General features: G+C 38.1%; 20 protein-coding genes and 1 pseudogene. 17 read left to right on the top strand and 4 right to left on the bottom strand.

Annotated elements, in window-relative coordinates:
- Window positions 1-79: 79 nt before the first annotated feature.
- Window positions 80-208: pseudogene (locus tag BM350_RS08070) on the top strand (DDE-type integrase/transposase/recombinase); the annotation flags it as partial.
- Window positions 209-862: 654 nt separating this feature from the next.
- Here the strand turns inward: BM350_RS08070 and BM350_RS27995 are convergent.
- The gene (locus BM350_RS27995) at window positions 863-1,504 is read right to left on the bottom strand and encodes an alpha-helical endospore appendage domain-containing protein (protein WP_348272196.1); all 642 of its coding nucleotides are present in this window, start codon (window positions 1,502-1,504) and stop codon (window positions 863-865) included.
- A 138-nt stretch (window positions 1,505-1,642) separates the two neighbouring features.
- On the bottom strand, window positions 1,643-2,803 hold the full coding sequence (locus BM350_RS08060) for a glycosyltransferase family 2 protein (RefSeq protein WP_090915052.1): 1,161 nt from the start codon (window positions 2,801-2,803) through the stop codon (window positions 1,643-1,645).
- A gap of 127 nt (window positions 2,804-2,930) precedes the next feature.
- Here BM350_RS08060 and BM350_RS08055 point away from each other — a divergent pair, with 127 nt between their 5' ends.
- The 11 genes from BM350_RS08055 (at window position 2,931) to BM350_RS08005 (ending at window position 13,949) form a co-directional block, all read left to right on the top strand.
- Entirely contained in the window at window positions 2,931-4,370 is a 1,440-nt protein-coding gene (locus BM350_RS08055) for a glycosyltransferase (RefSeq protein ID WP_090915053.1), read from the top strand.
- A gap of 135 nt (window positions 4,371-4,505) precedes the next feature.
- Entirely contained in the window at window positions 4,506-5,468 is a 963-nt protein-coding gene (gene gmd / locus BM350_RS08050) for a GDP-mannose 4,6-dehydratase (protein WP_090915055.1), read from the top strand.
- Window positions 5,469-5,754: 286 nt separating this feature from the next.
- Window positions 5,755-6,399, top strand: coding sequence for an FkbM family methyltransferase (locus tag BM350_RS08045; protein WP_090915057.1), 645 nt, complete (start codon window positions 5,755-5,757; stop codon window positions 6,397-6,399).
- Between the two features lie 105 nt (window positions 6,400-6,504).
- Entirely contained in the window at window positions 6,505-7,437 is a 933-nt protein-coding gene (locus tag BM350_RS08040) for an O-fucosyltransferase family protein (RefSeq protein WP_090915059.1), read from the top strand.
- Window positions 7,438-7,516: 79 nt separating this feature from the next.
- Window positions 7,517-8,449 (top strand): O-fucosyltransferase family protein, encoded by a 933-nt coding sequence (locus tag BM350_RS08035; protein WP_090915060.1) that lies wholly within the window; start codon window positions 7,517-7,519, stop codon window positions 8,447-8,449.
- Between the two features lie 109 nt (window positions 8,450-8,558).
- On the top strand, window positions 8,559-9,497 hold the full coding sequence (locus BM350_RS08030; protein WP_090915062.1) for an O-fucosyltransferase family protein: 939 nt from the start codon (window positions 8,559-8,561) through the stop codon (window positions 9,495-9,497).
- 42 nt (window positions 9,498-9,539) lie between these two features.
- The gene (locus tag BM350_RS08025; RefSeq protein WP_090915064.1) at window positions 9,540-10,337 is read left to right on the top strand and encodes a glycosyltransferase family 2 protein; all 798 of its coding nucleotides are present in this window, start codon (window positions 9,540-9,542) and stop codon (window positions 10,335-10,337) included.
- Window positions 10,338-10,547: 210 nt separating this feature from the next.
- A complete protein-coding gene (locus BM350_RS08020; protein ID WP_170857667.1) occupies window positions 10,548-10,985 on the top strand; it encodes a cupin domain-containing protein in 438 nt (145 codons plus the stop codon).
- Window positions 10,982-12,115, top strand: a complete 1,134-nt coding sequence (locus BM350_RS08015; RefSeq protein WP_090915068.1) for a DegT/DnrJ/EryC1/StrS family aminotransferase — start codon at window positions 10,982-10,984, stop codon at window positions 12,113-12,115. Before BM350_RS08020 ends, BM350_RS08015 begins: the two co-directional genes overlap by 4 nt.
- Complete coding sequence (locus BM350_RS08010) at window positions 12,112-12,867, top strand: class I SAM-dependent DNA methyltransferase (RefSeq protein WP_090915070.1); 756 nt, start codon at window positions 12,112-12,114, stop codon at window positions 12,865-12,867. Before BM350_RS08015 ends, BM350_RS08010 begins: the two co-directional genes overlap by 4 nt.
- On the top strand, window positions 12,864-13,949 hold the full coding sequence (locus BM350_RS08005; RefSeq protein WP_170857666.1) for a glycosyltransferase family 4 protein: 1,086 nt from the start codon (window positions 12,864-12,866) through the stop codon (window positions 13,947-13,949). The genes BM350_RS08010 and BM350_RS08005 overlap by 4 nt, the downstream gene beginning before the upstream one ends.
- Before the next feature lie 247 nt (window positions 13,950-14,196).
- Here BM350_RS08005 and BM350_RS08000 read toward each other — a convergent pair whose 3' ends face one another.
- On the bottom strand, window positions 14,197-14,847 hold the full coding sequence (locus tag BM350_RS08000) for an FkbM family methyltransferase (RefSeq protein WP_090915074.1): 651 nt from the start codon (window positions 14,845-14,847) through the stop codon (window positions 14,197-14,199).
- A gap of 315 nt (window positions 14,848-15,162) precedes the next feature.
- A complete protein-coding gene (locus tag BM350_RS27840; RefSeq protein ID WP_175483377.1) occupies window positions 15,163-16,287 on the bottom strand; it encodes an alpha-helical endospore appendage domain-containing protein in 1,125 nt (374 codons plus the stop codon).
- A 798-nt stretch (window positions 16,288-17,085) separates the two neighbouring features.
- Here BM350_RS27840 and BM350_RS07990 point away from each other — a divergent pair.
- The 5 genes from BM350_RS07990 (at window position 17,086) to galE (ending at window position 22,499) form a co-directional block, all read left to right on the top strand.
- Window positions 17,086-17,313, top strand: coding sequence for a hypothetical protein (locus tag BM350_RS07990; protein ID WP_090915076.1), 228 nt, complete (start codon window positions 17,086-17,088; stop codon window positions 17,311-17,313).
- 465 nt (window positions 17,314-17,778) lie between these two features.
- On the top strand, window positions 17,779-18,585 hold the full coding sequence (locus BM350_RS07985; protein ID WP_090915078.1) for a UTP--glucose-1-phosphate uridylyltransferase: 807 nt from the start codon (window positions 17,779-17,781) through the stop codon (window positions 18,583-18,585).
- A gap of 33 nt (window positions 18,586-18,618) precedes the next feature.
- Window positions 18,619-19,899, top strand: a complete 1,281-nt coding sequence (locus tag BM350_RS07980) for a UDP-glucose dehydrogenase family protein (RefSeq protein ID WP_090915080.1) — start codon at window positions 18,619-18,621, stop codon at window positions 19,897-19,899.
- A 581-nt stretch (window positions 19,900-20,480) separates the two neighbouring features.
- Window positions 20,481-21,482, top strand: a complete 1,002-nt coding sequence (locus BM350_RS07975; protein ID WP_090915082.1) for a glycosyltransferase family 2 protein — start codon at window positions 20,481-20,483, stop codon at window positions 21,480-21,482.
- Window positions 21,483-21,512: 30 nt separating this feature from the next.
- Complete coding sequence (gene galE, locus BM350_RS07970) at window positions 21,513-22,499, top strand: UDP-glucose 4-epimerase GalE (RefSeq protein WP_090915084.1); 987 nt, start codon at window positions 21,513-21,515, stop codon at window positions 22,497-22,499.
- Window positions 22,500-22,682: the final 183 nt, after the last annotated feature.

Genomic DNA, 22,682 nt, shown 5'->3' with positions numbered 1-22,682 from the left:
CCCACAAATAGCGGGATAAAAATGAATTCATATATTCATCCGAATTTCTGGGATTATTAAGGAGGACGGATGAAATATATATTATAAAGTTAAAGGTCAACGGATGTACTTGTATTGTGCGACTAATTCGAAAAGCAATACGGTTGACCTGTCCTCCAGTAAAATAAGATATATAAAAACAGCCAAGCGCTTCTTGAAAAAAGCCTTGGCTGTTTCTTGTCTATTATAAAAGCTTTTTCACAATCATTTCTCGTTTCTAAAGGGAGCTATGATATGAATTTGGAAAAAGGGCAAGATTTTTAAATATATTTTTATACGTATTTACTAGATTATGTATATAAATGCAAATTGAAAAAACTTTCCTTTTAGAGGGACGAGAGCATCTGGCCGTATGTAGAAGCGGACAGGGCCTTTTCCTGCCACATGCAATGGTTAAAAACAAAGGGAGAAAGCAAGTAGCGGTCATGTTGTATTCTGCATAGCAGCGACTTATATGTCGAAAAATGAAAATGATTTATCTAATTCAAGGTATGCATCCCTTAAGATAGAGAAAGATAAAAACCCATGGTAATCTATGTATCTTTTAGTTATATTTTTATATAACGATAAAAAACTTATTTGTTTGAGATAAAGTTGCAAGCTGTTTCGAGGAGAATAACGGGGAAAACGAAGGGATACTAAGTGGTAGAGATATTCTGTCTGAGAACTACGTTAAGTTCTTGGTGTGTTGCGAAGTGGATTTTAACTATAATAAGCTGACGCCTGCGGAATACAGGCGTCAGCTTGCAGACTAAAACAGTTTTGCCCTCTGAAGGAGAAAAAACGGATATCCTTTCTGAGTTCATTGAAATATATTCTAGAATTACGGACAAACGAAAGTAATAGTCTGAGAGGTAGTAACTGTAACTCCTAATGAAGTAGCGGTAGCTGTTATTGTTACAGAGTTTGAACCTGATACACCAATAAATGTTCCTAAAACGCTAAAGTTACCAGCCAAATCTGTAATAGGTGTTGTAGTCGAGAAAGTTACATTAGCACCCGGTGTAGCACCAGTTACTGCAAGAGTTACTTGTGCACCTACTAACGGAAGGCCAAGGGCAGTAAGCAACGTACCTGAAATAGGAAGAGTTACACCACACGTTGCACCGGTAACAGGATTGATTGATATGCTTCCTGGTGTAGAAGTAGCACTGCTCGCTAGTAAATCTAGTATATTTTCAAACTTGAACTCTAATAGCATTTCCTTCTTGATGACATCACGAAGTGTTCTTTGAACACTCGAGTCAACAGCAAGAAGATTGGATATCGTAACTACCGGAGGAGAAAGCGTAGTACTTCCTGGCGGTAATGTTCCGAGAACAAATTGAAGCTTCTCTGCTTCGGCATTGATGATGTGAGCTAGAGCTAGTTCTTCAAAGGCAATGGAAGCGAAAAGTAATGGTATAGTTTGTGGAGTAGTAATTGAAATGGTAGGTGTAATATTGGGAATTATCGGGAAAGACATTGTATCACCTCTCTTTCTTCAGTACTAATAACATATTATTATTTAGTACCTTTGAAAGACACGGCTAGTACACTATTTTTTCTAAAATTGTTAATTTAATTATAGAGTATCGATAGACAGCCCTGTAGTGATTAGAGTTTAAACATCTGAATCTGCTGGTAATTCCAATTCCTTGAAAATATCTTGGTGCTTTATCTTCAGTTTACGTAGAGCCTCTACAGGGGAATCGAATGTTTGTGACAGACTTGAAGCCAGTGTGTAAGACTTTGCAGCAGCCTCGATTTGTCCGAGCTTTTCAAGGCAGCAGCCTATATAATACAAAGCTTGAAAGCTACCTAATCCCTTTAGCGTAAGATGATGTAAATTTTCTTCGCCCAATGTAAGGCAGTGTTCAAATGTCTCCAATGCTTCTTCATACGATTCTTTGATGTATAGGATCAAGCCCTTATAAAAGTGTAAATCTACATAATCTGGATAGAGAGAAACCGCTCTGTCGATGCCGGGCCATGCTCCATCAATGCTCCCTGAGGCGATCAATATCGAATACTTTAGTCTGTACAGCAGGGAAGGCGGTGTTTTTAGCTCCTGCAAGAAACCTCTAATGGAACGATTGACATGATCGAATGCTTTGTCATATTGCTCTACACGGTAATATTCACTTGCAATATGATAATCGATCCAAGGGCTGTGATCTTTTTGGGCGAGTTCATTTTTTAACATTGCAAGATTACGTTCAAATTTCTTTTTATTTTTATTCACATAATCCAAATATCCGTAATGATATACCTTAATTGGAACAGTTTTGATGGCCTGAGTTTTGTCCTTTTCCGTCAGAACTTCATCTGCGTTAAGCATTTCATGTATATTATTTATAAATTTAAACCCTTTATAATTCCGGAAAAGACGAGTATGAGCAATATCGAATGTTTTATTTGGATCTGGAAGATCACCATAATAATTAATTAAATGAATGGACAGGAGATAGTCATCGTAGTAGAGGACATTACGAAATTTATATGCATCAGAGGAGTCTACCTCTTCGTCTGCATCCAACCATAAAATCCAATCCCCCGTTGCACGCTCCAAACCATAGTTGCGGGCCGCTGAAAAGCTTCCATTCCAGGGGAAGTCGAAAACTTGAGCCCCGAATGATTTACAAATTTCAACGGTTCGGTCCGAAGAACCTGTATCTACAATAATCATCTCGTCTACAACATCCTTTATACTGTTTAAGCACTTGCCGATACAATCCTCTTCATCTTTTACAATCATACACAATGACAGTCGGCGCAAATTCATTATTCCTTTCCTCCCTTATAACATGAAATTAAATGGTCAGTTTCCATCATATGATTTCAACTGGGTAAAAGTGCTTTTTTGGAAACTTATTCAACCATGTTTAATATAATAAAAAGGTGATGAAGAAATGACAGAATCAAAATCGAGGAGGATAGCGTTGAAAATAGGAACATTCAAAATAAACTGGATTGGCCCTCAATTTGCCGATTATAGTCTTGCAATCGTAAACCGGAGTATTTGTAAATATCTTCAGCAAGATCATCAAATTGACCTTAGAATAAAGGTGCCTGAGTCAGAGAGGATGATTTTTCAATCTCTTACAGCAGTAGGAGGAAAGGAGAGATTCTTGCCTTTTCCTGAAGCAGATTTTACAATTGTTCACCAGTGGCCACCCGATTGGACGACGCCAAAAAGCAGGCATTGGATTTGTATGCAACCATGGGAATATGGTGCAATCCCCAGAGAGTGGTATATCCCTATGAAGTATTGGATAGATGAAATCTGGGTTTACAGCGTATACAACAAGGAAAGCTACATACGCTGCGGCATTCCCGAAAACAAAGTTCATGTGATTCCCCTTGGTGTAGATGAAAAAGTATTTCACAACGGTGTTGAAGCTCTAGCTTTGGAACCATCCTCTTTTCGCTTCCTATTCGTTGGGGGAACAATTGGCCGCAAGGGAATCGATATTCTGCTTCAGGCCTATCTTAATGAATTTACTGCAGAAGATGATGTTTGTTTGTTCATCAAAGATACTGGGACTCAATCTTTTTACAAAGGAATAACACTCGAGAAAATGATCCTTGAAGCAATGTCTAATCCAAGTAATCCACGTATTGTATACATGGATAAGGAATTTTCGGAAGCGGAGCTGGCGGGATTGTATAAAGCGTGTGATTGTTTAGTTCATCCATATAGGGGAGAAGGATTTGGGTTGCCCATTGCAGAAGCAATGGCCTGCGGCATCCCGGTAATTGTACCGGATAAAGGATCGTGTCGGGATTTTTGTAACAAAGAAACAGCATTCTTCGTTTCCTCAAAGGAAGTTGCTTTACCAGAGAAAAAAGTAAGTAATCTCGATACGGTAGATTATCCATGGTGGCTATCGATTGACAGGAGTGATTTGCAGAAGGTAATGCGATTTGCCTACGAGAATCGTACCTTGGTTAAGGAGAAAGGGCAGAAAGCCAGTAAGCAGATTTTATCCTCATTTACTTGGAAAAAGAGCGCACAGGCCGTTTCCGATAGAATGAAACAGTTAGCTCAGAAGGGATTGAATCCGAAATCAACCACGGAGGATATCATTAAAATAGAGCTAGAACATGGAAATGAACTGTATGCAGAAAATCTGATCGATGATGCATTAGAGATATATCTGAACATTTTATCCGTATACCCCTCATTAAGTATGACAAGGTACAATGTAGCAGTCATTTATATTAGACAAAAAAACTATAAATCTGCAATTGAGCATCTCGTCTATATTGCCAATAACATGGAGCGAGAAAATAAGGACTTTCAGGAGAAGATCCGGCTCATGATGAGAACTTGTTATTCGGAAATATAGTTCTTTTAATAGGGGATTAAAATTTTTATAACGAAGCAAAGTGGATCTTGTTCAGCAAAACTTTTTTAGTTTCTTAGAATCATAGATGTATAAAAACGTGTGATGTTTCGATTTAATAGGAGGAGGTTCATTCGTATGAAAACAGCTCTTATTACTGGTATTACAGGGCAGGATGGTGCTTATTTAGCAAAATTCCTTTTGGATAAAGGATATCGAGTGGCCGGTTTGTTTCCGCGGCGCAGTTCCAACACATCCTGGAGATTAGATTTCTTGAACATAACTGATGAGGTGGAATACGTGGAAGGAGATGTGACTGATCTCCCATCGCTCTTAAGAGCTTTAAAACTGACAAAACCTGACGAAGTGTATCACTTAGCAGCACAAAGTTTTGTCGCTTCATCCTGGAAGCAACCGATTTTGACGGCACAAGTCACAGGTATTGGTGCCCTGAACATATTGGAAGCTATTCGAGAAATCGATCCTGGAATTAAAATGTACCAAGCTTCTTCCAGTGAAATGTACGGAATGATCCAGCAGCCTGAACAGACAGAAGAAACTCGTTTTTATCCAAGAAGTCCTTATGGCGTATCTAAGGTTTTTGGTTACTGGATGACGAAAAATTACAGAGAAAGTTTCGACATGTTTACCTGCAATGGAATTCTGTTCAATCATGAATCACCGCTTAGAGGAATTGAGTTTGTCACGAGAAAAGTCACCGACGCTGTAGCTCGGATTGTTGCTGGAAAGCAAAAAGAACTTCATTTAGGAAATATTCATGCAAAGCGAGATTGGGGCTTTGCTGGGGATTATGTGGAAGCGATGTGGTTAATGCTCCAACATGAATCACCGGATGATTATGTAATTGCAACTGGAAGAACCACAACAGTTGAAGAAATGTGTAAAATCGCCTTCAATTATGTGGGATTAAATTATCAAGATTACGTTGTTATAGATCCAAAGCTTTACCGTCCTGCAGAAGTGGATTTACTTCTTGGGGATCCGACCAAGGCCAAGAGTAAATTAGGCTGGACAGCTAAGACCAGCTTAGAACAATTGATCCAAATGATGGTTGACGCTGACTTGGAACGGATTAAGTAAAGGACACTATATATAAGTTAAAAACCTCTTTCTTTTTAGGGGGAACGAGAGCATCTGGCTGCGTATAGAAACGGTCAGGGCCTTTTCCTACCACATGCAATGTTTAAAACAAAAGGAGAAAGCAAGTAGCTGGTCATGCTGTATTTTGCATAGCAGAGCTAGACAAAGATGTCGAAAAATTAAAATGGATATATATAGGGTGAAACAGAAGCACCTTATATTAGGTTACAAGAATAGAAGTAGGATTTAGAGGTAACGAAAGCATATTGAAGTGGGGGGCTGACGATTGCAATATTATAGCCAGATTGGCCAGGATAAATTTGTGAACGAAAAAATATTCCAGGGAATGGAAAACGGATTTTTTGTCGACATTGGGGCTCATAATGGAATACATCTCAGTAACAGCTATTTCTTTGAACAGCACAAAAATTGGAATGGGATTTGTGTTGAGCCAATACCAGAAGTATTTGAATTATTGAGTAAAAATAGGAAGTGCATTTGTATAGAAGGAGCAATATCTAATGAAAATGGATATCAAGACTTTTTGCAGATACAAGGACCAGTAGAAATGCTTAGTGGCCTGGTTGATAAATTTGATTTCAGGGATAAAAAAAGAATAGATATGGACTTACAAGAGCGTGGTGGGAGTTGTAAGGTTATCAAAGTTAAAACATATACCCTGCAATCTATTTTAGATGATCACAATGTCACTCATATTGATCTATTAAGTATTGACAGCGAAGGAGCGGAATTAGCAATTCTTCAGTCAATCGATTTTAAAAAGGTGAAGATTGAATGTATTGTAGCAGAAAATAATTATCAAGAGAAAAGTGTGCAAGAATTTCTAACAATGCAGGGTTACAGGTTAGTAGAAAAATTACCATTTGATGATATATTTCTTTATAACAAGAGTAAGTTTTCAGTCATATAGTCCAAGAAGCTTAACTTTTATTGATAGTACAGCTTGATAAAATTCTAGAAACTTAAGTAAACCGGATAAAAATATTCAAATATCTACGAATGGGGAGGTAGCTTTGTGACTGAAAGTAATCGTTTTTTACTAATCAAATCTTGGAAATGCGGTTTCTGGTCAGCTATGGAGCATGTTGCTGGTCAACTTTTAATTGCTGAACTCACCGACCGCATTCCTATTATTTTTTGGGGAGCCGATTCTTTGTATGCTTCTGAGGCTCCATTAGTTAAAGATGCATTTACAATGTACTTTTTGCCTGTATCAAATTATTCCGTTTATGATCTTGAAAAAGGAAACTACACCTACTATTCATCAAGATGGAATCGAAATAATTTACGCTTGCCAGGTGAATTAGATTTTTCAGGTGCACAAGATATACCTGGCCTTTTTAACAGGTCTGAAAATGTACTAGTAAGTAATGTTCACATGTCTATACTTTACTTTACCCAATGGATTAACGAAAGTCACCCAGTATATGGTTTAGAGTTTCATGATATACACCGCTATCTGTATAATAAATATTTTAAACTGCAACCGTATCTGTCCGATGAAATCGAAGATTTTTATCTTAAGAATATGAAAAATAAGCACCCTATTTTAGGAGTGCATATTCGTGGCAGTGACAAAATTGATGAAATTCCGAATTTATCTCAACTCAATGACTTATATCCGCAAGAAATTGATAACTATCTAAAAAATAACCCAACGGCATCCATTCTTTTGTTAACAGATTCCGAGAGTATTTTAGAAAAATATAAAGAGTTATATGGTGATAAAATAATCTGTACTGACAGTATGCGAACACCTTATGATACTATTCCTCTGCACCAGTTACCTTATTATCCGACAAGGCTGAAGGGTATTGATATTATTACAGATACTTATCTCGCTACGAAATGCGATCATTTTATTGGCGCCAGTTATTCTAATGTTTCCTTAGCGGTCTTTCGCCTTAAAGCTTGGCCGGAAGGGACAATCAAGCTTATTCAGCACTAGAATAAGTTCAGCATATTCAATAAGTCACTAAATTCGCTTTAAGTAAGAAAGGTAAGACATAGATATATAAAGGGAAGGAATGTTTGTGAACGAAAATAATCGTTTTTTACTAATCAAAGAGTGGGGATGCGGTTTCTGGTCAGATGTAGAGCATGTTGTCGGACAGCTTTTGATCGCAGAACTTACCGGTCGTATTCCTGTAACTTTTTGGGGAGAAGGTTCTTTGTATGCTTCTGAACATGCGCTGTTTGAAGACGCATTTACGATGTATTTTTTGCCTGTATCAAATTACTCCGTTGATGATCTTGCACATGAGTATTACACATATTATCCATCCAGATGGAATCGTGATAATTTACGATTGAGGGATATTCATGATGTAGTCAATGTAGCTGATTATTTTACTAAATTAGAAAATGTATTGGTAAGTACCCGTCACATTTATGTACACGATTTTACACAATGGATTAACAAAAGTCACCCAGCATGTCGTATGGGGTATCCAGATGCATACAGCTATCTGTATCAAAAATATTTGAAACTACAACCTTATTTATCTGCTGAAATCGAAGATTTTTACTTTAAGAATATGAAGCATAAACATCCTTTGTTAGGGCTGCATATTCGTGGCAGTGACAAAATTAACGAGTTTCCCCATTTATATCAGCTTAATAACTTATATCCTCTTGAAATTGATAATTATCTACAAAATAATCCGACGGCTGCTATATTTTTGCTTACAGATAGTGAAAATATTTTGGCAAGATATCGAGAGTTATATGGTAATAAATTAATTTATACCGACTCCATACGAACATCTGATGAAAATTTTTCAGTGCATGCAGGATTACCTTTTTGTAACAAACAACAGAAGGGTATAGATATTATTAAAGACACGTACCTTGCCACGAAATGCGATCATTTTATTGGTGCCGATTATTCTAATGTTTCTGTAGCGGTTAGTTGTCTAAAAGATTGGCCGGCAGGGACAATTAAGCTTATTCAGTATTGAAAAATTGACAGCATATAATCAGTATCGAATGAAATTACTAAAGAACTTTAAGACGAGAAAACTTAGTAATACAATACAATACAATATAATATAAAGGGAAGGAATATTTGTGAACGAAAGTAATCGCTTTTTGTTAATCAAAGCTTGGGAAAACGGTTTCTGGTCAGATATATCACATGTTGCCGGTCAACTTTTAATCGCTGAACTCACCGACCGCATTCCCGTTATTTTTTGGGGAGCCGATTCTTTGTATGCTTCTGAGGCTCCATTCGTTAAAGATGCATTTACAATGTATTTTTTGCCTGTATCAAATTATTCCGTTTACGATCTTGAAAAAGAAAATTATACCTGCTATCCATCAAAATGGAATTATAGTAATTTACGTTTTCCAGGTACAAAAGATTTAACAGATTTGGAGTATGTAGCTATAGCTAGTGTTTTTAGTAGACCTGAAAATGTGTTGGTAAGTAATGTGCACATTTATGTAGACTATCTTACACAATGGATTAAAGAAGGTCACCCGGCATATGGTTTGGGGGTTAAAGATGTATATGACTATCTTTATCGAAAATACTTTAAATTGCAACCTTATCTATCTGCTGAAATCGAAGACTTTTATCTTAAAAATACGGAAAATAAATATCCTATTTTAGGAGTGCATATTCGTGGTAGCGACAAAATTAATGAGCGTCCGGATTTATATCAGGTTAATGACTTATATCCGCAAGAAATTGATCATTATCTAATAAATAATCCGACAGCATCTATTTTTTTGCTAACAGATTCTGAGAGTATTTTGACAAGATATAAAGGATTGTATGGTAATAAATTAATTTATACTAACTGCCAGCGAACACCTTATGATCATGTTTCTGTGCATAATGGTGGTGTACCTTATTATAGTACAATACAGAAAGGTGTAGATATTATTAGAGATACGTATCTAGCCATGAAATGCGATTATTTTATCGGTAATCATACTTCTAATGTTTCAGTAGCAGTCAGTCGTCTAAAAGATTGGCCGGAAGGAACAATTAAGCTTCTATAAATAAGCCTATTAAGAATGAAATGAAAACAAGGAGGTATATACATGGATCAACCGCTTGTTAGTATTATTACGCCTTCCTATCAACAGGATAAGTTTATTCAAGAAACGATTGAAAGTGTGCTTTCTCAAGATTATCCTAATTTAGAGCATATCGTCATTGATGGAGGGTCAACAGACAGCACAGCAGAAATTTTACAGTCATACAATTACCTCGGAGAACGTTTTCGCTGGGTATCGGAAAAAGATCGGGGGCAATCTCATGCCATTAATAAGGGACTTGATATGGCAAAAGGAGAAATTATAGGTTGGCTGAATTCAGATGATACTTATATGCCTCATGCCGTAAAAAGAGCGGTGTCCGCTCTGCAGCAAAACCCGAAATGGGGAATGGTGTATGGACGAGCAAACTATACGGATGAACAGAATGAGGTGCTTGGTCCCTATCCTGTTGAGCCTTTTAATCGAAAGCGGCTATACGAAGGATGTATTATTTGTCAGCCTGCGGCATTTATACGTAAAGAAGTATTTGATACGGTAGGCGAAATAGATGAGCAATTTCATTTTTGCATGGATTACGAATTATGGATGAGAATTTCTAAACACTATCCGATCGGTTTTATTGATGATGTTCTGGCAACTTCTAGAATGCACAAGGATAGCAAGACCATGACAAAATATTTTGACGTCGGACTCCCGGAAATCATTAGAGCAAGTATTAAAAATTATGGCTCTGTTTCGGATCAATGGTTGAATCAATATTTTTATTATATAGTATCACAGAATCCGGAGGGGTTGTGGAAACAGCTGATGCATTTAGAAGAAGATAAGAACATATTGTAGTTAAGAAAGGATTTGAGGCGGAGTTTCTAAAGAAGATGACTTCGCTTTTTTGTTATCATTGGAACCGACATCGCCAACACAAGTAGTAAGAATATCAAGGCTTGCCTGATGTATGATCAGAAAGTAGATTTAAAAAACGAGTTATCTTAGGAATAATGGTCCCTTACTCTACATATCTTATCATATCTTATAGCATTAGAGGTGAGGTGCTTGATACGGGAAATCATATATGAAGAGCGTCTGCTTGCGATTATTGTCTCGAAGGATTTTTCCCAGCCGGGGATTCATTTTGTTACCCCTTACGACTTTTCTCAGCAACTGGCCTTTTTGAATCATCCCTCAGGAACAATAATTCGACCTCATGTGCATCATACAGTTCACCGAGAAGTTAAATATACACAAGAAGTGCTCTTTATAAAAAAGGGGAAGCTTCGAGTGGACTTTTACGATGAAAATATGATCTATCTAGAAAGTGTTCTGCTTACAGCAGGAGACACGATTCTGCTCGCAGCCGGAGGCCATGGCTTCAAGGTGCTGGAAGACGTGGAAATAATTGAAGTAAAGCAAGGTCCGTATGTCGAATCTAGAGACAAAACAAGGTTTTCGGGAGTTTCCTCTAGGCAGGTCATTCTGAGGGATGAGCCATGAACAAGCCTATCCCTGTTAATGAACCTTTATTAAATGGGAATGAAAAAAACTATTTGGTGGAAAGTATAAAGTCCGGATGGGTTTCTGGTGAAGGCCCATTTGTGAAGAAATTCGAACAAAAAGTGGCTGCTTATGTTGGGAGGAAATATGCAATCGCCGTTTGTAACGGCACTGCCGCACTTGAATTGGCTGTTGCTGCGCTGAATTTGGAGCAAGGAAGCGAAATTATCCTTCCTACCTTTACAATAATCTCGTGTGCCTCGGCAATTATACGCCGAGGATGTGTACCAGTATTGGTTGATAGCGATCCTGTTACATGGAATATGGATGTGGGACAAATCGAGAAAAAAATCACCCCGAAAACAAAGGCAATTATGGTCGTTCATATTTACGGACTTCCGGTCGATATGGAACCGGTGCTCCGGTTGGCTGAGAAATACCGCTTGAAGGTGATCGAAGATGCGTCTGAGGCGATCGGGCAAACCTATAAGGGGGAATTTTGCGGCAGCATGGGGGATATAAGCACGTTTAGCTTTTATGCGAACAAGCATATCACGACTGGAGAAGGCGGGATGGTTTTAACGGATTCTGAGGAGCTGGCAGAACATTGTTCCTTGACGCGTAATCTTTGTTTTAATCCGAAGAATCGATATGCTCACGAAGAATTGGGGTATAACTTCCGTATGACAAATCTTCAGGCAGCCGTCGGTCTGGCCCAGTTGGAGCGGATTGACGATATCATCCAGCGCAAGCGAACAACCGGAAAACACTATACGGCAGTGCTCTCGGATATTGGATGTTTTCAACTGCCACTGGAATTCAATAGTTATGCTACTAATATCTATTGGGTCTATGGAATTGTGCTGAAGGATGAGGTACCTTTTGCAGCAAATGAAATGATGAGGAAACTGGAACAGAAGCATATTGGCACGCGCTCCTTTTTTTGGCCAATGCATGAGCAACCGGTTTTCCGTCGAATGGGGCTGTTTTCAAAGGAATCTTATCCAGTTGCCGAAAGGCTGGCACGGAGGGGATTTTATATCCCAAGTGGTTTAGCCCTCACAGCTGAGCAAAGGATTCATGTTACGTCTGCTCTAAAAACAATTATAGAAGGGGGAGATATACAATGAATGTTTTTAGTAACTCGTATTCCAATTACTACAATTTATTATATCAGGACAAAGATTACATCGGGGAAGCAAGCTTTGTCGACCAATGTATTCAACGTTTGCATCCGGAAGCAGTAACCGTAATTGATCTCGGCTGTGGTACGGGAAAGCATGCGCATCTCCTTGCTCAGCGAAGGTATCAAGTACTAGGTGTAGATCGAAGTGAATCGATGCTAACTATCGCACAAAAGTCTGAAATTCCCGGACGTCTGCGTTTTCAGCTTGGAGATCTATGTACTTTAAGTTTGCCTGAAGTCTTTGATGCTGCGATTTCTTTATTTCATGTCATGTGTTATCTTCACAACAATGAAGATTTGCAGCTAGCCTTCCAAAACGTATCTAAACATCTCCATAAGGGAGGGCTATTTATTTTTGACTGTTGGTATGGCCCTGCTGTGCTTAACCAGCGTCCCTCTGTTCGTCTTAAGGAATTGGAGAACGATAATATAATTGTTACTCGAATCGCGCAACCGACCATATATGAAAATGAAAATGTAGTTGATGTTCGTTATCATATGTTCGTTAAAGATAAACATAACGGAACTGTGGAAGAAATTAAAGAATCTCACCGGATTCGCTATTTGTTTACGCCTGAAATCGATATGATGCTGAAAAGAGCCGGAATCCAACTGGAAGAGTGCTTCGAATTTATGACAAGGGCATCCCCCGGGTTTGAGACATGGAATGTATGTTATGTGGGGCGAAAATTATGAAAAGAATAAGGGTGCTTCTAAGCTGCACACCTGAATATGGAGGTACCTACCAATATAATCTTAACATACTTGATGCTGTTGCTTCCTTTCCGCAGGAGCATTTCGAGGTTGTTGTCCATTATATGCACCAATTCTGGGAAAAGGAGCTTAAGTCTTATTCATTCATAAAAGTATATACTTCCACAATAGATCGATTGCTGGAAGATTACCCATGTGATTTGTGGATTTTGCCGTCTCAAGAGAGTTTGGGTTATCAAAAAACAGTCCCTGTACTTTCAACTATTCATGATTTAATGCATCGATATGAAAAAAGGTTCCCGGAGGTATCCAAAAACGGCGAATATGAATCGCGGGAAGAGAGCTATCAAAATATTTGCAGGTATACAAAAGGCGTATTGGTAGACTCAGAGGTGGGTAAGAGGCATGTTCAGGAGTGTTATGGGGTATCTGAAGATCAAATTTTTATTTTACCTTACATCCCTCCAAAATATATCTACAAGTATGAGGCTACTCCTAGTTTTGATGACAAATACAAGCTTCCTCCTAAATTTATTTTCTATCCGGCGCATTTTTGGCAGCATAAAAATCATGTTGGACTACTTTCCGCTATAGACTTGTTAAAAGAGGAACTTCCGGATCTTAAGCTGGTATTAGTCGGTTCAAAACACAATGGTTATAAAAAGGTTCTGCAATACGTAAAAGAGCTAAATCTTGGAACCAATGTTCACTTGATTGGTCATGTATCTAATCAAGATATTCCTGAGTTTTACCGGCGTGCACGAGCTTTGGTGATGCCTACGTTTTTTGGGCCGACAAATATTCCACAATTGGAGGCATTTGTTATGGGGTGTCCGGTGGCAACATCATGTGTTTACGGAATTCCGGATCAGGTTGGTGATGCGGCTTTACTTTTTGATCCCGCATCCGTAACTGAAATTGCGCATTGCGTAAAGCGTCTATGGACAGAAGATGAGTTATGTCGAAGTTTGGTGGATAAAGGGAAAAAACGCGCCTCCCATTGGGGAGAGGTACAGTTTAACAACCGATTGCTAGAAATTGTAGAACGCCTGACTACTTCATAGGGGGAGCATGGATTATGGATTTTATATCGAGTTTCCTTCATGGTCAGAAGCCCCGGCCTCATGGATAGGACGATGCAGGATGCTTGTCCGCAAAGCTTTGAGGTAGGAGTAGTTCAAGTTTAGAATCATATAAAATGTAAACTAGAGTCAGTTCGCTATAATAGAAAGTGATAGTTTGAGATGTATTAACCATAACCCCTGCAACAGTATCTCCCAAAATAGTGGCAGGGGTAGCTGAATCTCTTAACTACAAGATTGAAAACTTACTCTGACTATGAAGAAATATATCATCATATTCTAATTTTTCTACTAATCTGTAACCTTGCATTGTTAGATATTCTTCCACATTTTTTGTTTGGTAATTATTTTCTACTGTGATACATTCAATCTTTACCTTTTTAAAATCGATTGATTGAAGAACACCCAATTCAGATCCTTCGGTATCAATACTGCAGAAATCAATATGGGTAACATTATGAGTATCTAAAATTGACTGCAACGGAAATGTTTTAACTTTAATAACTTCCGAACTTCCATTAGAACCTTGAATTTCTATGTCTATTCTATTTTTATGCCTGGAATCATATTCATTAACTAGGCCACTAAGCATTTCTGTGTTTGTCGGCCCCTGTACTCGTAAGAAGTCCTGATATCCATCTTCAAAGAATATCGCTCCCTCTATACAAATACACTCCCTATTTTTTCTCAATAATTGATACACTTCTGGTAATGGCTCTACACAAATACCTTTCCAGTTTTTATGCTTTTCAAAAAAGTAGCTATTACTGTAACTTATCCCATCATGTGCTCCAATATCAACAAAAAATCCATTTTCCATTCCACGAAATATTCTTTCATTTACATATTTATCCTGACCAATTTGACTATAATATTGCATAGTATCACCTTTTACTTTCCTTATTTTCACTATCTTTGCTTTTCTAGAAACCTAGTATAGGGAACTTCTGTTTTATTCCAGTGTTCTTTCTTTAATTTGTTCTACATCGGCTTTAAGCACAAAGTCTGGGGATACGTTGGTTTCTGATTAGCTATAGAGTATATTTCCGCCCAGCTTTTGAAAATGAAACTCACGAATCGTATTTGTATTATTTTTAGGGGAGCGGATTCTTTGTGCTTTTTTTAAAACTTATTTAATCCGATTCCCCTGACCTCATTAGTGATAATAGCCATATCCATAAACATGTTGAGGACTCTAAGTCCCGAAAAACTTAATGACGACTACGCCATTTCCTGTACCGGCACCGGCAGTGTTCACTTGGTTTGTTCCGTTATTTAATGAACCACCACCACCACCGGCGCTGAAGCTTCCAATGGCTTGGGCGCTGCCACCGCTACCACCGCTGTAGCCACCACCACCGCCGCCATTTGCACCACCAGCACCACCACCGCCGAAACCGCCATCAGCTCCGAAAGTTCCGGGACTTCCACCATCAGCTCCAGCGATAATATTCGTACCGCCACCACCGCCGACAGTTCCTCCCGCACCGGCACTTCCAGTTCCGCCATTTGAGAAGATGCCAGCACCGCCGCCGCCGCCACCGAAAGTCGTGTCAGTACCACCAGCACCACCGTTGCCGTTAGCACCACCATTTCCGCCAAGCGGATTACCAGTAGTACCGTTTGGTGAGGTTGAAGCGTCTTGGCCAACGTTGACAACATCGACAGCACCACCGCCGCCGCCTGCTGCGACCAGCAGGGTTGATGGAGAAAGATCACCAAATCCGGATCCTCTCCATACAAAGGAGCCGCCACCACCACCGCCAGCCAATACACCTAGATTACTGTCCATACCTCCAACTAGTATTGCTAGTGGTTCTCCAGATATGACAGTGAAGTCACCTTGTATAAAAGCCCCTTTACCTGATGGTGAAGAAAAAGCTCCAAGGGAACCTGCCGCTCCTATTGCCTGGATTGTTGCAGAAGTTGCACCTGGCGGGACAGTAGTTGTTTGAATTCCTCCTGTAAAGGGGAAAATTTGTTGCGTTAAAAGTACTGGTGCTGGTGAAGTGTTTGTAATCAGATCTAATACATTTTCAAATTTGAACTCTAATAGCATTTCCTTCTTGATGACGTCACGAAGGGTTCTTTGAACACTTGAGTCGATAGCAAGAAGATTGGATAAAGTAACCACTGGAGGGGAAGGTACCATGCCGGTTTCTAATGTTCCTAAAACAAATTGAAGTTCCTCTGCCTGGGCATTGATAACGTGGGCTAGAGCTAATTCTTCAAAGGCAATGGAAGCTAAAAGCAATGGTATCGTTTGAGGAGTACTAATAGAGATATTTGGTGTGATATTTGGGATTATTGGAAAAGACAATATCAGTCACCTCCTTTCTAGAAAGCTATTAAATAAATTGATTCTGCGTATGTCTAGGTTTCTTGCTTTGGTTAGTTGTATGCATATAAATCTATGGTAAAAGAAACGAAATAACAAAGGATTGCCTAGCTATTGTTATTTATAGTTTATTCAATGAGCGTTTAAATGAATGAGTAATTGTCCATGGGTAGAGGTGGATTTTTTTAGAGAGCCCTTTTGGTTCTGTTATATATATCCAAATTGAAAAACTAACATAAAACCTCCTTTTTAGGGGAGGACAAGAGCGTCTGGCCGCGCGTAGGAGCGGTCAGGGCCTTTTCCTGCCACATGCCAGGTTTTAAACAAAAGTAGCGGGCATGTTGTATTCTGCATAGCAGCAATCTATGTATTAAAAAATCAAAGTGGATTTATATAAGAACTCTATGAAATTCGGCTGTACTAATATTAGTAATCTAAAAGGGGATGATTTCGGATTGATAGTGTTTTTACTTGAATAGATTTTGTTTTTTTGTATCGGTTTCAGGTTTCTATACTAAAATCAATTGAAGTGAACAGGAAGAAGCATCGTTATAAAAATTAACTCGTATGCCTTTGATGAATCCCAACTATCTATTTGTTTATGGCTAAGAAGAATTGAAAGAGTATGAAGAGATGAGGTGCATTTATTTTAGAAGAGAGTGACTGTTGATTTTCTATTGGACAAGTATACACTTTCATAGTATCTAGTGTTTTTGCCGTTTTCTAGTATTTATATTCTGCATACTATATAAGAATAAAGAGTGAAAAGGGGGGATTCTTTTGGCATGTCTTAATAATCCAGTTTCAATTCCTATTTGTATTACTCTTAAATTTAATGTATTTAGTGGTTCAGGTAGTACAACTGTTGCCTGCAATAGTTGTACCGCTAGTACAATCTTTGACCCTGCAACTGGTGATTTAACTATCACTCAACCAGCAGTTGCTCATTTTACAATTGATGTTAACGACGACCTCTCAACTGCTGTTGTTTTCGTAGGATTGTCCTAACCTTAATTATAATTTTAGAGAGGCTTTGGAAATTTTTTAGCCCAAAGCTTCTTTTTTTATTTTTCTTATGTTAACCGTTTGCGCTTTTTGTACCATACTCATTTTTTTCAATAGATTAATAGTATCGCTAGGTTTGCTAGATTTCTTACACCAGCACCCAAAAATTTTAGTCAATGTAGGCAGGTGTTGTGACGATTAACCCTTAGAACTCATATTAATACAATGGAGTGAAGCGGGATAGTTCCATTCAGGAATTAGAGATCCTATATAAGTTTAAATGAATTTTTCCACATTTGTCTGACATGAAGTTGTTGCCTATCCTTTTGGGAAACAAAGCTGCATGTTCTAAAAATAATAAGGGGAACGTGCGGATTCCTGTTTGAGACGCGTGAAATCGATTGGCAATTACATTTTCATTTCATTCAACTTATATAGTTATTATGTGCGGAAGCGGGGTGATGTAAATTGGTGAAAAAGGCTGTAATACCGGCCGCAGGATACGGAACAAGAAATCTTCCCATCACGAAAGTTTTGCCTAAAGAAATGTTTCCCGTTGCAGGACGTCCGGCAATTGACTATATCGTACGCGAAGCGGTTGAAGCGGGAATTGAGGAAATTTTGATTATCATCTCACGTTCTAAAAATATGGTTATGGACTACTTTGATCGTTCATTGGAATTGGAAATGTTCCTAAATCAGGCTGAAAAGTCACACTTGATTCCGTTGTTGGAAACACCAAAAGTCCATATTCAATTCATCCGGCAATCTTATGCAAAAGGGCTGGGTGATGCTGTTTGTTTAGCAGAGCGGTTTGCAGGGAATGAACCATTCGCCGTTTTGCTTCCAGATCTACTTTTTATAAATGAGACAGCTAACGCACTCCAAAAAACGATAGCGGTTTATAATGAATACAAAGAGAGCGTAATCGGTGTGAAGGCCGTGAAAGAAGAGGATCTAAAGCTTTATGGCGTTATAAAAGGTACTGAACTTGCTGAAGGATTATACGATATTACTGATATTATTGAAAAACCTCAAACTTCTCCTCCTTCAAATTTAGCTGTAATGGGGCGCTACGTTTTTACTCCTGAAATTTTCCCTTTTTTAAATGAGACACTCCCTGGAATCGGAAATGAAATTCAACTTACTGATGCAATAAAAAAGATGCTTACAAAGTATGAAGCTAAAGCACAAGTACTGGAAATGGACTGTTTCGACTTAGGGAAAAACGAAGAGTACATGACACTTTTAAATTATATGTTTAAGAAAAAATAAGTCTGATTGTATGAATGCCGTAAGGAGGAACATATGGACATCTTAGTAGTTGGTACAGGTTATGTAGGTACTACAACAGCTTTGATTTTTGCTGAACAAGGTCATAGGGTAACAGGACTGGATGTGGATACAAATAAAATTGAAAATTTACAAGCCGGGAAACTGCATTTTTATGAAACAGGTCTTGAAGAATTATTAAATAAGCACCTGCAACAGAAAAATATTGTATTTACTACAAATGTAGAAAAAGGAATTCAAAATAACGAAATTATTTATATTTGCGTAGGGACACCGCAAAAGGAGGATGGGAGCGCCAATTTGATATACGTAGAACAGGTGGCAAAATCTATTGGAAAGCTGATGAACGGCTACAAAACAGTGGTAACAAAAAGTACAGTTCCGGTAGGGACAGCTGAAAAGGTAACAGAATGGATTAAAGAATCCCAAATAACCCCATACGAATATGATGTTGTATCAAATCCTGAATTTTTACGAGAAGGATCGGCGCTATATGATGCTTTACATCCTGATCGTATTGTTGTGGGGGCTCTGACAAAGAGAGCTTTTCAAAAAATGCGCGAAGTATTCGGAGCGGTGTCATTTCCTTATCTAGAAACAACTCCAAGAGCTTCCGAGTTAATTAAGTACGCAGCTAATTCGTTTTTAGCATTAAAAATTTCCTATATTAATGAACTGGCAAGATTGTGTGACCGACTGAATATAAATGTTAGGGATGTAGCAAAAGGAATGGGGTTAGACAAAAGGATTGGAACAAGTTTTTTAGAGGCCGGCATAGGGTATGGAGGGTCGTGTTTTCCGAAGGATGTAAATGCTCTATTGGATGCAGCGAATCAATATGGAGTCACACTATCTATTCTAAAAAGCGCTATAAACGTAAATAAAACGCAGCCTTTTTATGTTTTGGAGAAGATGCAACAGGTACTTGGCAGTTTGGAAGGGAAAACAATTGCCATTCTAGGGCTGTCTTTTAAAGCGAATACAGATGATATAAGGGAAGCTTCTTCTTTGATTGTTATTGACTATTTATTAAAAGAAGGAGTAAATATCAAAATTCATGATCCTGTGGTTACGTTACCTTCTTCGTGCTTCAAGCAATATGAGACAGTAGAAGAAACAGTCACAAATGCGGATGCTGTTTTAATTTGTACCGATTGGTCCCAATATAAGGATTTTGCCTGGGAAACAATAAAAGATAAGATTGCCAATCCGATTATTTTTGACGGAAGGAATTGTTTAAACGCTGAAAAAATCAAGCACTCAGGATTTATCTATAGAGGCGTTGCGTATCCTTAATGTATACAAGAGCGGCTATGGAAGGATAAGGAATTGTTAAACCAGTATAGGTTGTATGCTTCAAATTTAATGGAAACAGTCCGTTATTCTTATAAAAAAATAAAAATCTATTTATCTATTAAATGAACGTTTTTATTTGGGATTTATCCCATAAAAGCCCGGTTGGGCGGGCTTTCCATCAGTGGAGGATGAAGAAAATCCAAACTGATGGAAGTTTCACTTTATTGTTAATCTATATAAATCCATTTTAATTTTTCAACATCTTTGTCTAGTTCTGCCTCCTAAGCCCTCATGTCTAAGAACCTTCCACACGAGAAGGTAAAAAACACCTTCTGTGTGAAAGAACCTTAGCCAACGGGTCTAAACAATCGGCTCCGCTTTTCTTTATAAGTCGCTGCTACGCAGAATACAACATGACCATTACTTGCTTTTTCCTTTTGTTTTAAACCTTGCATGTGGAAGAAAAAGGCCCTGACCGCTTCTATGCATGGCCAGGTGCTCTCGCCCGCCTAAAAAGAAAGAGGGTTTTTATATCGTTTTTTAATTTGTATTTATATATTTTAAAGAAGGGGGAGAATGTCATGCTAGTTTCCGTAGTAACAGCTGTTTACAACGGAGAAGAGTACCTTCAGGAATGCATTGAGAGCATTTTGAATCAAACATATACAGAATTTGAATACATCATTGTGAATGATGGATCGACAGACAGGACAAAGGAAATGTTAGATGCTGTACAAGATACAAGAGTCAGAGTGATGCATTTAGAAAGAAATTATGGGGCTGCGTTCTGCCTCAATCAAGGAATCAATCAAGCAGAGGGGAAATGGATTGCTGTCCAAGACGCCGATGATATGAGTGCTCCAACGAGACTGGAGGAACAGATCGATTATTTAACAAGTCATCCCCAAGCTATTGGAGTAAGTTCTTTTGTTAAAGGAATAGCAGGAAAGAAACCTGTGTCAGAAAAACTTTTGTATGCCCATGAGTTCCATTTCAACAAGGTATTATCTAAAGAAGAGGTTTATACGTCAAGATTTTTGACATGTTATGTATGCCATGGTTCAGTCATGTTTTCAAAAGAAGTGTTCTGCCGCTTGGGTGGGTATAATCCCCTCTTTAAAATAGTGTACGACCGCGACCTATGGTTCCGTATGTTTGAAATTGCACCATTTGAAAAGATACCTAAGGTGTTGTATTACTATCGTATTCTCCCTGATTCTCTTAGTCATGGTAACCCTGCTGAAGTAAATAAAGAATTATTATTGGCTACAACAGCGGGTATACGAGATGTCATCTATCGTAATAAAGGATATCTTCATAATGAGAGTCCTAATGTCATCGTAGTGGCATCTCGAAATAAATGTGAATTTTTCAAGGAAAATATTGCTCCCCATGTCGATATGAATGTTCAAAGGTATATTAATCCTAGCAGAAAAATGAAGGAATGGGGATTTAAGGGGTTGTTGAATGAAGGGATCAACGATGGTGTGCTGGTAATGAATGATTATCAATCGAATCGCTTCATGAAAAAACTTATTCATAAAGGATTAAAAATGAATAAGCATATTTTTAGGATTGAATAGCAATATGTATTCAGAAAAGAAGGTGAGCATATGATACTAGTTTTAGGTGGAGCCGGCTATATAGGCAGTCATGCAGTAAAAGAATTATTAGATAGAGGATATCATGTATTGGTTATTGACAATCTTTCGACAGGGCATCGTCACTCGGTGGATATGAGAGCTGTATTTGTAGAAGGTAACATAGGGGACTGTATGCTTTTGGAACGGATTTTTACTCAATACAATATTGAAGTTGTTATGCATTTTGCCGCAAGCTGCCTAGTTGGCGAATCCATATCCAAGCCGCTTGAATATTATGAGAACAATGTTATAAATACCTTTCACTTATTAAAGGTAATGATAAAGAATAACATTAAGAAGATAATTTTTTCTTCTACTTGCGCTACATATGGATTGGCTGAAACCGAATTCTTGAATGAAGAATCCCCTCCATCTCCGATTAATCCATACGGACGTTCTAAATTAATTGTTGAACAAATGATAGATGATTGCTTTAAAGTATACGGATTAGAGTATATAATTCTTCGTTACTTTAACGTTGCGGGCGCTGATTTTTCTGGTCGAATCGGGGAACATCATGACCCTGAAACACATCTTATTCCAAATGTTTTTTTGCACTTGTTGGGAAAATCAAAACATATAGCTGTATTTGGGAATGACTTTCGTACTGTGGATGGAACTTGTATACGTGATTATATCCATGTACTTGATTTGGTAGAGGCACATATATTATCGCTGCAAGCATTGCTAAATTCCTCATCTGTAGGGAAAGTTTACAACATAGGTAATAATAAAGGGTATTCAGTTAAACAGATTATTGAAGAGTGTGAGAGATTAACAAATAAGAAAGCAAACATTGTATATGAGAAAAGAAGAGAAGGAGATCCTCCTTATTTAGTTGCATCCGCAAAAAAGATTGGTGAGGAACTCGGCTGGGTACCTAAGTATTCTTTGGAAGACATGCTTCGTTCTGCATGGCAATGGCATAGGAATAATCCGGATGGATATAACAATTGAGATTTAGGTATGATTTTATCATGACCTCCCCCTTTTTTGTTTACTGGAATTTCAGATAAGCCTATGTGAATGACAGATGTTGATACAAAACTGCTTTTAACGGACAAAAGCCCTGTCATTCATCTTGTTTAAAACATAGTCTGATAAGGATTAGGGAAAATTCTTTTAGTCTATTAAATGTAA

The organism is Bacillus sp. 103mf (assembly GCF_900116295.1).
Taxonomy (GTDB): domain Bacteria; phylum Bacillota; class Bacilli; order Bacillales; family Bacillaceae_G; genus Bacillus_A; species Bacillus_A bruguierae.
This window is presented reverse-complemented; position numbering and strand designations above follow the sequence as displayed.

Bases quoted from the DNA above. Each gene is read 5' to 3' on its own strand.
- gmd (WP_090915055.1), top strand. From the start codon at position 4,506: ATGAAAACAGCTCTTATTACTGGTATTACAGGGCAGGATGGTGCTTAT.
- galE (WP_090915084.1), top strand. From the start codon at position 21,513: ATGATACTAGTTTTAGGTGGAGCCGGCTATATAGGCAGTCATGCAGTA.
- BM350_RS08010 (WP_090915070.1), top strand. From the start codon at position 12,112: ATGAATGTTTTTAGTAACTCGTATTCCAATTACTACAATTTATTATAT.
- BM350_RS08035 (WP_090915060.1), top strand. From the start codon at position 7,517: ATGTTTGTGAACGAAAATAATCGTTTTTTACTAATCAAAGAGTGGGGA.
- BM350_RS08015 (WP_090915068.1), top strand. From the start codon at position 10,982: ATGAACAAGCCTATCCCTGTTAATGAACCTTTATTAAATGGGAATGAA.
- BM350_RS07975 (WP_090915082.1), top strand. From the start codon at position 20,481: ATGCTAGTTTCCGTAGTAACAGCTGTTTACAACGGAGAAGAGTACCTT.
- BM350_RS08005 (WP_170857666.1), top strand. From the start codon at position 12,864: ATGAAAAGAATAAGGGTGCTTCTAAGCTGCACACCTGAATATGGAGGT.
- BM350_RS08055 (WP_090915053.1), top strand. From the start codon at position 2,931: ATGACAGAATCAAAATCGAGGAGGATAGCGTTGAAAATAGGAACATTC.
- BM350_RS07980 (WP_090915080.1), top strand. From the start codon at position 18,619: ATGGACATCTTAGTAGTTGGTACAGGTTATGTAGGTACTACAACAGCT.
- BM350_RS08025 (WP_090915064.1), top strand. From the start codon at position 9,540: ATGGATCAACCGCTTGTTAGTATTATTACGCCTTCCTATCAACAGGAT.
- BM350_RS27995 (WP_348272196.1), bottom strand. From the start codon at position 1,504: ATGTCTTTCCCGATAATTCCCAATATTACACCTACCATTTCAATTACT.
- BM350_RS08000 (WP_090915074.1), bottom strand. From the start codon at position 14,847: ATGCAATATTATAGTCAAATTGGTCAGGATAAATATGTAAATGAAAGA.
- BM350_RS08060 (WP_090915052.1), bottom strand. From the start codon at position 2,803: ATGAATTTGCGCCGACTGTCATTGTGTATGATTGTAAAAGATGAAGAG.